Source organism: Shewanella sp. BJSY2023SW001, assembly GCF_047314685.1.
GTDB classification, from domain to species: Bacteria; Pseudomonadota; Gammaproteobacteria; order Enterobacterales; family Shewanellaceae; genus Shewanella; species Shewanella indica.
The window spans coordinates 1-14029 of sequence record NZ_JBKORF010000037.1 but is presented as its reverse complement, the minus strand read 5'-3'; the positions used below and the strand labels follow the sequence as shown (position 1 = coordinate 14029).

Sequence of the window (14029 nt, the reverse complement as noted above, 5' to 3'; positions counted from 1 at the left end):
AAGGGGATGAAGTGGTTGATGCCATGCTTCCAGGAAAATCTTCTAAGCTTCAGGTTAGTAGAAATCGTACCCCAAACCGACACAGGTGGTCGGGTAGAGAATACCAAGGCGCTTGAGAGAACTCGGCTGAAGGAACTAGGCAAAATGGTACCGTAACTTCGGGAGAAGGTACGCTGCCGGCGGTGAAGACCTCGCGTCGTAAGCTGCTGGCAGTCGCAGATACCAGGTGGCTGCAACTGTTTATCAAAAACACAGCACTGTGCAAAATCGCAAGATGACGTATACGGTGTGACGCCTGCCCGGTGCCGGAAGGTTAATTGATTGGGTTATCTTCGGAGAAGCTCATGATCGAAGCCCCGGTAAACGGCGGCCGTAACTATAACGGTCCTAAGGTAGCGAAATTCCTTGTCGGGTAAGTTCCGACCTGCACGAATGGCGTAATGATGGCCACGCTGTCTCCAGCCGAGACTCAGTGAAGTTGAAATTGCGGTGAAGATGCCGTATACCCGCGGCTAGACGGAAAGACCCCGTGAACCTTTACTATAGCTTGGCACTGAACATTGACCCTACATGTGTAGGATAGGTGGGAGACTTTGAAGCGAGAACGCCAGTTCTTGTGGAGTCAACCTTGAAATACCACCCTTGTAGTGTTGATGTTCTAACCTTGGTCCCTTATCGGGATTAGGGACAGTGCCTGGTGGGTAGTTTGACTGGGGCGGTCTCCTCCCAAAGAGTAACGGAGGAGCACGAAGGTTGGCTAAGTACGGTCGGACATCGTACGGTTAGTGCAATGGCATAAGCCAGCTTAACTGCGAGACAGACACGTCGAGCAGATGCGAAAGCAGGTCATAGTGATCCGGTGGTTCTGAATGGAAGGGCCATCGCTCAACGGATAAAAGGTACTCCGGGGATAACAGGCTGATACCGCCCAAGAGTTCATATCGACGGCGGTGTTTGGCACCTCGATGTCGGCTCATCACATCCTGGGGCTGAAGTCGGTCCCAAGGGTATGGCTGTTCGCCATTTAAAGTGGTACGCGAGCTGGGTTCAGAACGTCGTGAGACAGTTCGGTCCCTATCTGCCGTGGGCGTTGGATGATTGAGGGGAGCTGCTCCTAGTACGAGAGGACCGGAGTGGACGAACCGCTGGTGTTCGGGTTGTCATGCCAATGGCATTGCCCGGTAGCTACGTTCGGAATCGATAACCGCTGAAAGCATCTAAGCGGGAAGCGAGCCCCAAGATGAGTCATCCCTAGGTCCTAGAGACCTCTGAAGAGCCGTTCGAGACCAGGACGTTGATAGGCAGGGTGTGTAAGCGTTGCGAGGCGTTGAGCTAACCTGTACTAATGACTCGAGAGGCTTAACCATACAACCCAGATGGGTTTTACGGACTTGAAGAAGTTAGATACTTGATTGAAGTTTGAACTCAAGCTCTGAAAAGAGCACAGCTTTCTGAATTGAAGAACAAAGGTTAATGACGCAGGTGATTGTTTGGCTGATAAAGCTGGAGCAATACCGTCAGACGGAGAATTAACCAGTAAGAATATGTCTGGTGACAATAGCATTGTGGTCCCACCTGATCCCATCCCGAACTCAGAAGTGAAACGCAATCGCGCCGATGGTAGTGTGGGGTCTCCCCATGTGAGAGTAGGTCATCGCCAGACGCCTAACAAACAAAAAAGCCCTAGCTGAATGCTAGGGCTTTTTTGTTTGTCTCGCTTCCAGCGAGCACGACTTAACATGCAGCCCAAAGCTGCTGGCGCAGTGTGTGCCCCTCAGCTCGCAGCCAAGCTGCTTCGCGCTACAGCCATCTATCAAGCTGTGCTTGCTATTCATCCTGCTGTTACTTAACTTATATGCAGTTTTTGCCAAAGGGATCTTTGAATGAAGTTAGAGATGATTTGTACCGGAGAGGAAGTATTGTCCGGTCAGATAATAGATACCAATGCCGCCTGGTTTGCCAATGTGATGATGGAGCATGGGGTTGAGGTGCAGCGCAGGGTCACAGTGGGGGATAGACTCGAAGATCTGATTGCTGTGTTTCAGGAGCGTAGTCTCCATGCCGATATCATTCTGGTTAATGGTGGTTTGGGACCAACCAGCGATGATCTCTCGGCTGAAGCCATGGCTAAAGCCAAGGGTGAGCCTCTGGTTGAGAACGCCGAATGGCGTGCCAAGATGGAGGCCTGGTTCAGCCGTAACAACAGAGAGATGCCGGCGAGTAATCTGAAACAGGCTTTGCTGCCTGAGTCTGCCGTCATGGTGGATAATCCGGTTGGCACGGCCTGTGGCTTTAGAGTCAAACTCAATCGTGCCTGGCTCTATTTCACTCCCGGGGTGCCATTTGAGCTGAAACATATGGTTGAGGAGCAGTTTCTGCCCTTTATCAAACAGGAGTTCGGCCTGGATGCAAAAGTCGCATTGAACAAGCTGTTGACCCTGGGCCATGGCGAATCGACGCTGGCCGATAAGCTGGAAGCATTGGAGTTGCCAGCAGGGATCACCATAGGTTATCGCTCCTCTATGCCACATATAGAGATCAAGTTGTTTGCCCGCGGTGATAAGGCCATTGCTCTGTTGCCCCGAGTCACCAATCATGTGCGACAGGTTTTGGGCACTGCGGTTGTTGCCGAAAATCGCGCGACACTGGCGGAAGAGATCCATCACAGGTTGTTGAATTCAGGTCTAAGTCTTAGTCTGGCCGAGTCCTGTACCGGAGGTATGTTGACCAGCCAATTGGTGGCTTTCCCTGGCAGTTCTTCCTATTTGCATCAGGGGTTGGTGACCTACAGCAATGAAAGCAAGGTGCGGATTCTTGGGGTTCAACCTTCAACACTGGATGACCATGGCGCTGTGTCGATTGCCACCGTTGAGGAGATGGCGATGGGGGCCAGGGCGATACTGGATAGCGACTATGCTCTGGCCACCAGTGGTATTGCCGGTCCTGACGGCGGCACGGAGGAGAAGCCTGTCGGTACGGTCGCTATAGCCTTGGCGACCAAAGGCGGTTGTTACAGCCAGATGATTCAGCTGCCAAGACGTTCTCGAGAACTGGTTCGCAGTCTCAGCAGCGCAGTAGCCTATGACATGCTGCGCCGCGAGTTGTTGGGCGAGGCGGTTATTGTTGACTACTCATCTATTGGTCGATTTGCCAAATAGTCAAAGGCAGCAATAGGTTAAATAAAAATACGCAGCCAAGGCTGCGTATTTTTTGTGCGCTGAATATCGATTATTTAAACTCTAGTACCAGCTTGCCTGGTTTAACCTGAAGGCTCTTGGTCATATCGGCCAGTCTCGCTTGGTTGCTGTCCTGGGTGTCCAGAACATAAACCGGCTGACTTTCGAGGAAGTTGCGGATAAAGCCCATCAACTGCGGGGCAATACCCTGTAAAGCCCGCTGAATATCCTTGGGATTGGACTCGACAGAGGTCAATTCCAGACCACGAAGATAGACGCCATGGGTTTGGTTGTCATACCAAGGCTTGGCCTCAAACTCTGTTGTCAGGCTGGCACGCAAGGGAAACAGCGGCGTTCTGAGTATCAGCTCAGAGGTGGCTTTCACCGCCATGGTATCCGGCTTGTGCCCCAATTTGACAGTTACCCTATTCAACTGGATCTCTGTTGCCAGTGGCCCCTGGGTGTCTTGCATATCCAGTTGCAGCTCTTTATTCAGATAGGATTCCAGCTGTCCTTCGCTGATGCTGTATTGGCTGACACAGCCGCCCAACATCAGCATCAACCACAGAGACAGTATTAGGTGCAGCCTCACCCTGTATTCCTCATGCCCGCCGCGACACCGGCTATGGTCAGCATCAGCGCCAGTTGCAATTGTTCCGAGGTTTCCTGTTCCTTGCGACTTCGGGCCAACAGCTCGGCCTGCAGGAAGTTGAGCGGGTCGATATAGGGGTTGCGAAGCCGCACCGACTCCCGGTTCCAAGGAGTATGCGACATCAGGCTGTCAGAGCGGGTCAGTTCGAGTACTGCCTGGATCCCCTGTTGTAGTCTCTCCCTGAGGGCCTCACCCAAGTGACGCAGTTCTTTAGGCACCAGGCAGGTGTCGTAATAGCGGGCGAGGTTGGGTTCTGCCTTGGCATACACCATTTCCAGCATGGAGATACGGGTGTTGAAGAAGGGCCACTGGCGTTCCATCTCCTGTAGCAAAGAGAGTTCTCCTCGCTTGGCCGCGGCTTCAAGAGCCTCACCGGCACCGAGCCAGGCCGGCAGCATCAAACGGTTCTGTGACCAGGCGAATATCCAGGGAATGGCGCGCAGGCTTTCGATACCGCCATCCACCCGGCGTTTGGCCGGTCGGCTGCCGAGTGGCAGTTTACCCAGCTCTACTTCAGGCGTTGCGGCTCTGAAATAGGCAACAAAGTCAGCTTCTTCCCTGACGATGCTGCGGTAGGCCAGTACAGATTCATCGGCCAGTCGCTGCATGCATTGCCGCCACTCCTGTTTGGGCTCGGGAGGCGGAAGCAAAGTGGCCTCCATCACCGCCGAGGTGTAAAGCGCCAGTGACTGCACCGCCAACTTGGGGAGGCCGAATTTGAAGCGGATCATCTCTCCCTGCTCTGTCACCCGGATCCGTCCGTCAACTGAGCCCGGAGGCTGTGACAGAATCGCCTGGTGAGCAGGGCCGCCGCCACGACCGATAGTACCGCCACGGCCGTGGAACAGAGTCAGTTTGACGCCGGCCTTCTTACACACAGCAACCAGTTGTTCCTGCGCCCGGTATTGTGCCCAGGCCGCGGCCATGACTCCGGCATCCTTGGCCGAATCCGAATAACCAATCATTACTTCCTGCATGCCTTTGGTGTAACCCAGATACCAATCGATATCGAGCAGGGCTGAGATGCAATCGGCGGCATTATTGAGGTCGTCCAGGGTCTCAAACAGCGGCACTACCCGCATGGGATAGCGGCAGCCGGTTTCCTTGAGCAGCAAGAGTACCGCCAACACGTCGGATGGTTGGCTGGCCATGGATATCACATAGGAGCCCAGTGCTTGTTGAGGCTGAGTGGCTATCAAGCGGCAGGTTGCCAGTACCTCGGCCACCTCGTCTGATGGCTGCCAGTTTACCGGGATCAAGGGTCTACGATTGGCCAGTTCTCTGAGCAGGAAGGCCTGCTTTTCTGTCTCATCCCAATGGTTGAAGTCACCCATGCCCAGGTAGCGGGTAAGCTCGGCAATGGCATTGGCGTGGCGCTCTGCATCTTGGCGGATATCCAACCTCAGCATATGAATGCCGAAGCAGGCCAAGCGGCGCAGCATATCCAGCAGCAAGCCGTTGGCTATCAGGCTCATGCCGCAATCACACAAGCTTTGATACAGCATCAGCAGTGGTTTTTTCAGGTCGTCCTGATGCCAGATGATGCTATGGTTGTCGACCTCGGGCTGATGACCTTCGAGGCGGGCATTGAGATAGTCTATGGTGTTGCGCAGCTTTTGGCGCAGATCTCTGAGCACGTCACGATAAGGTTCGCAGCTGCCGTTGGTATACTGGCTCAGCTCCTCGTTGGCTTCTTCCATGGACAATTCGCCAACCAGAGAGACGATATCTTTGAGATAGAGTCTGGCGGCGGCATGGCGGTTACGATCCAATACTTCCTGAGTGACCTTGGCGGTAACAAAGGGGTTGCCGTCACGGTCGCCCCCCATCCAGCTGGAGAATCGCACCGGAGCGATATCAATCGGTAGTTGGCTGCCGGTGCGTTCTTCTACCTGGTCGTTGAGCTGGCGTAAAAAGTCGGGAATCGCCTGCCACAGTGAGGTTTCGATAGTCGCCAAACCCCAGCGGGCTTCATCCACCGGCGTTGGGCGTTCGCGGCGGATCTCATTGGTATGCCAAATCTGGGCAATTAGCTGCCGCAGTCGCAGATTGATCTGTTTAAACTCGCGCTCGCTGAGCTGATCGTTTTCCAGTGCCGTCAGACAATCGACCACAGATGAGTACTTCTGGATCAGAGTGCGGCGGGATATCTCGGTCGGGTGTGCCGTCAGTACCAGATCTATGTTCATCTCCCTGAGACAGGACAGCATTTGCTTCTGATCTATGGGGCCGTTGAGCATGCGTCCGAGCAGTTGCTCCACGGGATCCGGTACACACACCAGCTCATCACAGTTGCGGCTGATGGTATGAAATTGCTCGGCGATATTCGCCAGGTTGAGAAATTGGTTAAAAGCTTTGGTGACCGGCACCAGTTCGTCATCGGGCAAGGCCGTCAGCAGTTCCAACATCTGCTGGCGGGCGCTTTCGTCACCCTGACGGGAACTCTTGGCCAGTTGGCGGATCTGCTCCACCTTATCGAGAAATGGCTCCCCCAGATCGGATCGCATGGTGTCGCCGAGGATCTGCCCAAGCATACTGACGTTGGATCTTAAGGATGCATACATATCTGCCATCGTGTTGATTGCTCCAAAGAATAGTGAGAAAGAGTCGTCGTTTCGGGCGGACTTGAGTAGAGCACAATAACCAGCACTGTGCCCTGTGGTCAATACGCTGAGGTATTTGCCTCGCGTTGTTTCCAGCGGCTGTGGGCTGGATCATTATTTTATACAGGCATGATAAATAAGCTGTTTCAGCAAATTTATCGTGGGTTTGATCTGCGCCGTATCCAAATATTCATCGGGTTGATGAGCCTGCTCTATGCTGCCGGGTCCCAATACCAGAGTGTGGCACCCCAGTTGCCGAATATAAGGCGCCTCGGTGGCATAGTTCACCACTTGCGGTGCCTGCCCCGTCAGGCTGGCGACCAGTTGGCTCCAGGGAGAGTCTCTATCATCGGCAAAGGGCTCTGAGCCGGGATAGAGTTCGCTGATGGAAACCGCCCCCGGGAATTGCTCGCAGACCGGCTGTAAATACTGCTGCAGCATGAGTTGCAGATCGGTCAAAGCCAACCCGGGAAGTGGGCGGATATCCAGATGCAGATCACAGCAGCCACAGATACGGTTGGCGGCATCGCCGCCGTGGACATGGCCAAAGTTCATGGTTGGGTAAGGCACACTGAAGGCGTTTTCGCGATAGTGTTCACTCAAATGCTGCTTGAGTTTAAGTAGTCGGCCTATGATCAGATGCATCACTTCTATGGCATTGAGTCCCTTGGCCGGATCCGACGAGTGGCCGCTGCGGCCCGTTACCCGAATGCCTTGAGCCATGTGCCCCTTATGCATATAAACCGGCCGCAGGCTGGTGGGTTCGCCTATGATGGCAAATTCAGGCTTGATTGCAGCGTTGGCGGCAAAGGCCTTGGCCCCATTCATTGTGGTTTCTTCATCGGCACTGGCGAGAATATAAAGAGGCCGCTTCATTTGTGTCAGCGGCAGTTGTTTCAAGGCCTCCAATATCAAGGCAAAGAAACCTTTCATGTCACAAGTTCCCAAGCCATACCAAAGATTATCTTTTTCGGTTAGCCGAAAGGGATCATGCTGCCAACGGCCTTCATCGAACGGCACTGTGTCTGTGTGCCCGGCCAGCAGTAGGCCACCTTGGCCAGTACCCAGGCTGGCCAGCAGGTTATGTTTGTTGCGACTGCCGGGCACCGGCTGGCGGCGGCACTCCAACCCCAAATCGCTAAACCAGTTGGCCAGCAAGTCGATAACGGCAGCATTGGATTGATCTTGCTCGGGCTCCAGGGCACTGATGGAGGGCGAGGCGATAAGCGCACTGAAGCTTTCTGTGAGTTCCGGCAGTTTTTTCATGACTATCCTGCAAAACATTAAAAATAACTATTCATATATATTGCATAAATAAATTGCTGTGTTAGTCTAGCAAACAGCTAAAGCCAGTGTCATCTTTCATGGTGACTAAATTCAGTGAGACTAAGTATGTTGAGTTCGACCTTGAGCTTGATTCAGACCCAAAACTGCAATAACTCCCTGCGACGATAAACTTGTCATTAGGCGTTGAGCCACGGGCTTTCGTTGTGCCCTTCCTTTTTTGATTAGCTTTAAGAATTAGAAACCATGAAAAATATCGCCATTATAGGGGCCAGTGGATATACAGGTGCCCAGTTAACCGCCCTGATCCAAGCCGAGCCAGAGTTAAGCATTCAAGGGTTGTATGTCTCTGAAAATAGTCTGGATAAGGGCAAAAGCCTGGCCGAGCTTTATCCTATTTATCAACATATCTCTGCAGTGTTGCAGCCGTTAACGCCAGAGGCCAAACAGCAGATAGTGGCGCAGGCCGACGCCGTGGCGCTGGCGACCGAACATTCGGTAAGCCTGGAATTGGCGGCCTGGTTTTATGCCCAGGGGCTGGCGGTATTTGATTTGAGCGGTGCTTATCGTTTCAGCGACGCGGCCAATTATCCCAAGTGGTATGGCTTTGAGCATAACCAAGCCGAAGTATTGGCACAGGCGGTTTATGGTCTGGCCGAGTGGAATGCCGAGGCGATTGCCAACAGCAAGATGATTGCGGTTCCCGGTTGTTATCCCACTGCATCCCTGTTGGCACTTAAGCCGCTCAAGTCACTGATGACTGATGCCTTCCCCGTTATCAATGCCGTTAGCGGTGTGACCGGAGCCGGACGCAAGGCGCAGCTGCATACCAGTTTCTGTGAAGTGAGTTTAACGCCCTACGGTGTGCTTGGTCACAGGCATCAGCCCGAAATCGCCAGCCAACTGGGGCAGGAAGTGATTTTTACTCCGCACCTTGGCAACTTCAAACGCGGCATTCTCGCCACTATTACGCTGCAGCTCAAGCCGGGTACCAAGGCAGAGGACGTTGCCGAGGCTTACAGCATCTACCATGGCTCGAGCATAGTCAGCGTAAAGCAGAACCAATTCCCTAAGGTGGATGACGTGGTACATACGGGCAATTGTCATCTGGGATGGAAGTTTGATGAACAGAACCATTATCTGGTGGTGGCCAGTGCCATAGACAACCTGATGAAAGGCGCTGCCAGTCAGGCGCTTCAATGCATAAAGATTCACTTTAAATACTAATTATTCCCGGGACGGTTAGAGAGAGTTGTCACTATGAGCACGAAAGACAAGGTGTTGGTTCTGAAAGTTGGCGGCGCACTGATGCAGTGTGAGATGGGAATGGCCAGGCTGATGGATACTGCGGCGAAAATGCTGGCCCAGGGACAGAAGGTGGTTCTGGTTCATGGTGGCGGTTATCTGGTGGATGAACAGCTCAAGGCCAATGGCATGGATACGGTGAAGCTCGACGGCTTGCGGGTCACCCCGCCGGAGCAGATGCCGATCATCGCCGGCGCTCTGGCCGGTATGTCCAACAAGATACTGCAGGCGGCGGCCATCAAGGCCGGTGTCGCCAGCGTTGGCATGAGTCTGGCGGATGCCAACTTGGTCGATGCGGTAATTAAAGATGAACGCTTGGGGCTGGTGGGTGAAGTTTCCCCCAAAGACGGCAGCTATATCAATTTCGTTCTGTCTCAGGGGTGGATGCCCATTGTCAGCTCCATTGCAGTCTCCAGCGAAGGGCAACTGCTTAACGTCAATGCCGATCAGGCCGCCACAGTGCTGGCCAAGCTGGTGCAGGGCAAGCTGGTACTGCTCTCCGATGTTTCCGGAGTATTGGACGGTAAGGGGCAGTTGATCGCCAGTCTTAATCGCAGCGAAATCGACGACCTGGTGAAACTGGGCGTGATAGAGAAAGGCATGAAAGTCAAAGTAGAGGCGGCGTTGGAAGTCGCAGAACTCATGGGGCAGCCGGTACAGGTTGCTTCCTGGAGAGATGCGGCGCAACTGGCTGCATTGGCTCAGGGCGAAGCCGTGGGTACGCAAATAAAACCATAGGAGAAGGCAGTATGAAGCACCTGTTGACCATTAAAGAACTTACCCAATCCCAGTTGCTGGCGTTGTTGGATCTGGCCAAGAAGATCAAGGCCAATCCGGCAGACTACCGACACGCGCTTGCGGGCAAGAGCGTAGTGATGCTGTTTGAAAAACCTTCCCTGCGTACCAGGGTCAGTTTCGATATCGGTATCCACAAGCTGGGTGGCCACTGTCTTTATCTGGATCAACAAAATGGTGCTTTGGGCAAGCGCGAATCTGTTGCCGATTTCGCCGGTAACCTTTCCTGCTGGGCCGACGCCATAGTGGCACGGACTTTCAGCCACAAGACCATAGAAGGGCTGGCCGAGTTTGGCACTGTGCCTGTGATCAATGCGCTGTCGGACTTGTACCACCCTTGTCAGGCACTGGCGGATTTTCTGACCCTGTCAGAGCAGCTCGGTGACTTGAGCAAGGTGAAATTGGCCTATGTGGGCGATGGCAACAACGTGACCCACTCGCTGATGATAGGCGCTGCCATTTTGGGTGCCAGCATGACGGTTATCTGCCCCGAAGGGCATTTCCCCGATGGTCTGATTGTTAATGAAGTACAGCAACTGGCGGCCGAGAATGGTGGCAGCCTGGTACTGACTTCGGACATCGCCGCCCTGGAAGGTCAGGATGCCGTCTACACTGATACTTGGATTTCCATGGGCGACCAAACAGAACTTTCTGATATTGAAGCGAAATTTAATCCTTATCAGATCAATCAGCCGCTGATGGATCAGTATAAGGTGAAGTATTTTATGCATTGTTTGCCCGCTCACAGAGGGGTAGAAGTGACAGATGAGGTGATGGATGGCAAAGGTTCTCTGATCCTGCAACAGGCAGAAAACCGCATGCACGCGCAGAATGCCGTTCTGGTAACACTTTTGAGCTGATGGCCAAGGGCCAGTTGAATCTAGGAAAATTAAGATGTCTATTGCACAGAAAAACACAGATGTAAAAAAAGTTGTCCTGGCCTACTCCGGCGGCCTGGATACCTCGGCCATTATTCCCTGGCTGAAAGAGAACTATAACAACTGTGAGATCGTCGCCTTTTGTGCCGATGTTGGACAAGGGGAAGCCGAACTTGAAGGTTTGACAGAAAAGGCGTTGGCCTCCGGCGCCAGTGAGTGTCATATTGTTGATTTGAAAGAAGAGTTTGTTAAAGACTACATCTATCCCACCATAGCGACCGGTGCCATTTATGAGGGAACCTATCTGCTGGGTACCTCCATGGCCAGACCCATTATCGCCAAGGCTCAGGTGGAAGTGGCCCGCAAGGTCGGCGCCGACGCCCTGTGTCACGGTTGTACCGGCAAGGGTAACGATCAGGTGCGTTTCGAAGGTTGTTTTGCCGCATTGGCGCCGGATCTGAAAGTGATTGCTCCTTGGCGTGAGTGGACCATGGAGAGCCGTGAAGATCTGCTGGCTTACCTGGCCGAGCGCAACATCAAGACCTCGGCTTCGGCCACCAAGATCTATAGCCGCGATGCCAACGCCTGGCATATCTCCCACGAAGGTGGGGAGCTGGAAGATCCCTGGAATGAGCCCAGCAAAGAGGTGTGGACCATGACAGTCGATCCGCTGGATGCGCCAGATGAGCCTGAGTATGTCAGCCTGAAAGTGGAAAACTGCCGGGTGACTGAAGTCAACGGTGAGGCCCTGAGCCCCTATGCGGCGCTGATGAAACTGAACCAGATTGCTGCCGCCCACGGTGTTGGCCGTATCGATATTACTGAAAACCGGCTGGTGGGGATGAAGTCCCGTGGCTGTTATGAAACACCGGGCGGCACTGTCATGTTTGCTGCTCTGAGAGCGGTAGAGGAGTTGGTGCTCGACAAGACCAGCCGTAACTGGCGGGAACAGGTGGCCGCTCAGATGGCACATCTGGTCTATGATGGCCGTTGGTTTACGCCTCTGTGCAACTCGCTGTTAGCGGCATCCGAGGCACTGGCCCAGGACATCAACGGCGAAGTGGTGATCAAGCTCTTCAAGGGCCAGGCGGTAGCCGTGAAGAAACGTTCTCCCAACAGCCTGTATTCCGAGGCGTTTGCCACTTTCGGTGAAGACACGGTTTACGATCAGAAACACGCCGAAGGCTTTATCCGCCTCTACTCTCTGGCGAGCCGTATCCGCGCGCTCAACAGTAAGTAAGCGTCAGTATATCAGGGGCGCATTGGCGCCCCTTAGTTTTTATGCCCGAGAAAGAGGACCTTATCATGGCTTTATGGGGTGGCAGATTCAGCGGCCAAAGCAGCGAACTTTTCAAACTCTTTAACGATTCCCTGCCGGTGGATTTCCGTTTACTGGAGCAGGATATCCAGGGCTCAGTCGCCTGGGCCGAGGCGATAACCCAGGCCGGCGTGTTAACCCAGGAGGAATGCCAGGCGTTGACTCAGGCGCTGGCTGAGTTGCTTGCAGAAGTTAAAGATACGCCGGAGCAGATCATCGCTTCCGGCGCCGAAGATATTCACAGTTTTGTGGAGTTACAGTTGATCGCCAAGGTGGGTGACTTGGGTAAGAAGCTGCACACCGGCCGTTCGCGCAATGATCAGGTGGCGACCGATCTCAAGCTGTGGTGCAAACAGGAAGGCGCACACCTGCTGAGTCTGTTGATTGAAGTCAAACAGGGGCTGCTGGCCTTGGCCGAGCGCGAGTTGGATGCGGTGATGCCGGGATATACCCATCTGCAGCGGGCGCAACCCGTGACCTTTGGCCATTGGGCTTTGGCTTATGTGGAAATGTTTGAGCGGGATATCAGCCGCTTGCAGGATGCACTGAGTCGCCTCAACACCTGCCCTCTGGGTTGTGGCGCCTTGGCGGGTACAGCTTATGCCATCGACCGTCAGGCGCTGGCGGCCAGCCTGGGCTTTGCCTCTGCCACCCTCAACAGCCTGGACAGCGTGTCTGATCGTGACCATGTGATCGAACTCTGCAGCGATGCCTCTATCAGCATGATGCACTTAAGTCGTATGGCCGAAGATATGATCTTCTTCAATTCCGGCGAAGCCAACTTCATCGAACTGGCCGACAATGTCACCTCAGGCTCTTCCTTGATGCCGCAGAAGAAGAACCCCGATGCGCTTGAGCTTATCCGCGGTAAAGCGGGCAGGGTATACGGCAGCTTGATGGGGATCCTCACCACCATGAAGGCGCTGCCACTCGCCTACAACAAGGATATGCAGGAAGACAAGGAAGGCTTGTTCGATGTGATGGACAGCTGGAGCCTGTGTTTGAAAATGGCGGCTCTGGTGCTCGAAGGTGTCAAGGTTAACCGTGACAATGCGTTGGCCGCAGCTCAACAGGGATACGCCAATGCCACTGAGCTGGCGGACTATCTGGTGGGCAAAGGTATGCCCTTTAGACAGGCGCATCACGTTGTGGGTGAAGTGGTGTTGCATGCTATTGCCGAGGGTAAGCCACTGGAAGCCTTGCCACTTGAAGTCTTGCAAGGCTATGCCGACATCATAGCGGAGGATGTTTATCCGCATCTGAGTATCGATTCTTGCCTGGCGAAACGCAATATTCTCGGTGGTACCGCGGTGGAACAGGTCAAGGCCGCGCTGACAGCCAAGCAGGCCAAATAGAAGCTACCCCTCGGATTCGAGCCAAACAAAAACGCGCCAATCGGCGTAATGCCGATCAGTTAAGACAGATCGCTTGACGATCTCACTGAAAGGATCAAAATCCGATGACCTCATGTCATCGGATTTTTTTATGCAACTTTCAGAAGCTTTGGCGCGTACTCATATCAATCGTCTTACCGAATTCACCTGTCTGGCCGATGTGCTTGAGCCTGAGTTAATTCAGTCGTGCCTTGATTCACATGGTGTTGCCAGTTTAAGGCGACGTAAGTTACCTATGGATGCCATGATTTGGGCGGTGATTGGTATGGCTCTATTCAGAGGCGAGTCCGTCCGCTCTCTCATCAATAAGCTTGATATCGTCTTACCTCAAGAGGTGGATTACGTTGCGCGCAGTGCTGTCACTCAAGCGCGCAAGCGGCTGGGCTCTGACGTTGTTCAGGATGTGTTTAAGCGAAGTGCCAAGACCTGGCATGAGAGAGCTGAGCATCCGCATTGGTGTGGGCTCAACCTCTATGGGGTCGATGGTGTCGTGTGGCGAACACCTGATAGTGAGCAAAACAATCAGGCTTTTGCCAAAACTGCCAACGCTTCTGGTGATGCTGCCTATCCTCAAATTCGCATGGTTTGCATGATGGAGTTAAGCAGTCACTTGGTATTGAACAG

The 14029-nt window shown here is 53.6% G+C and carries 10 protein-coding genes and 2 rRNA genes; 9 read left to right on the top strand and 3 right to left on the bottom strand.

What is annotated here, in order from left to right; translation table 11 throughout:
* The 3 genes from ACMHXH_RS09015 to ACMHXH_RS09005 all read left to right on the top strand — a co-directional run.
* A 23S ribosomal RNA gene (locus ACMHXH_RS09015) occupies window positions 1-1367 on the top strand; the annotation flags it as partial.
* A 180-nt stretch (window positions 1368-1547) separates the two neighbouring features.
* Window positions 1548-1663: ribosomal RNA gene (gene rrf, locus ACMHXH_RS09010) — 5S ribosomal RNA — on the top strand.
* Between the two features lie 220 nt (window positions 1664-1883).
* Window positions 1884-3158, top strand: a complete 1275-nt coding sequence (locus ACMHXH_RS09005) for a CinA family nicotinamide mononucleotide deamidase-related protein (RefSeq protein ID WP_039036113.1) — start codon at window positions 1884-1886, stop codon at window positions 3156-3158.
* A 70-nt stretch (window positions 3159-3228) separates the two neighbouring features.
* Here ACMHXH_RS09005 and ACMHXH_RS09000 read toward each other — a convergent pair whose 3' ends face one another.
* From ACMHXH_RS09000 to argE, 3 genes are all read right to left on the bottom strand, one after another.
* A complete protein-coding gene (locus tag ACMHXH_RS09000) occupies window positions 3229-3735 on the bottom strand; it encodes a DUF1439 domain-containing protein (protein ID WP_052248306.1) in 507 nt (168 codons plus the stop codon).
* Window positions 3736-3764: 29 nt separating this feature from the next.
* Window positions 3765-6401, bottom strand: coding sequence for a phosphoenolpyruvate carboxylase (gene ppc / locus ACMHXH_RS08995; RefSeq protein WP_071475625.1), 2637 nt, complete (start codon window positions 6399-6401; stop codon window positions 3765-3767).
* A 144-nt stretch (window positions 6402-6545) separates the two neighbouring features.
* The gene (gene argE, locus ACMHXH_RS08990; RefSeq protein ID WP_071475626.1) at window positions 6546-7697 is read right to left on the bottom strand and encodes an acetylornithine deacetylase; all 1152 of its coding nucleotides are present in this window, start codon (window positions 7695-7697) and stop codon (window positions 6546-6548) included.
* A gap of 264 nt (window positions 7698-7961) precedes the next feature.
* Between argE and argC the strand changes: the two genes are divergently transcribed.
* The 6 genes from argC to ACMHXH_RS08960 form a co-directional block, all read left to right on the top strand.
* Window positions 7962-8942 carry an N-acetyl-gamma-glutamyl-phosphate reductase gene (argC, locus tag ACMHXH_RS08985; RefSeq protein WP_039036117.1) on the top strand — a complete coding sequence of 327 codons (981 nt, stop codon included), beginning with the start codon at window positions 7962-7964 and terminating at the stop codon, window positions 8940-8942.
* Window positions 8943-8975: 33 nt separating this feature from the next.
* Window positions 8976-9758, top strand: coding sequence for an acetylglutamate kinase (gene argB / locus ACMHXH_RS08980; protein WP_025011587.1), 783 nt, complete (start codon window positions 8976-8978; stop codon window positions 9756-9758).
* 11 nt (window positions 9759-9769) lie between these two features.
* The gene (locus ACMHXH_RS08975) at window positions 9770-10675 is read left to right on the top strand and encodes an ornithine carbamoyltransferase (protein ID WP_039036118.1); all 906 of its coding nucleotides are present in this window, start codon (window positions 9770-9772) and stop codon (window positions 10673-10675) included.
* Window positions 10676-10709: 34 nt separating this feature from the next.
* Complete coding sequence (locus ACMHXH_RS08970; RefSeq protein ID WP_025889296.1) at window positions 10710-11933, top strand: argininosuccinate synthase; 1224 nt, start codon at window positions 10710-10712, stop codon at window positions 11931-11933.
* Window positions 11934-11998: 65 nt separating this feature from the next.
* Window positions 11999-13366: an argininosuccinate lyase gene (gene argH / locus ACMHXH_RS08965; protein WP_071475627.1), complete on the top strand. Its 1368-nt coding sequence runs from the start codon at window positions 11999-12001 to the stop codon at window positions 13364-13366.
* Window positions 13367-13478: 112 nt separating this feature from the next.
* On the top strand, window positions 13479-14029 hold a 551-nt coding region (locus ACMHXH_RS08960; RefSeq protein WP_413737953.1), incomplete at its 3' end, for an IS4 family transposase.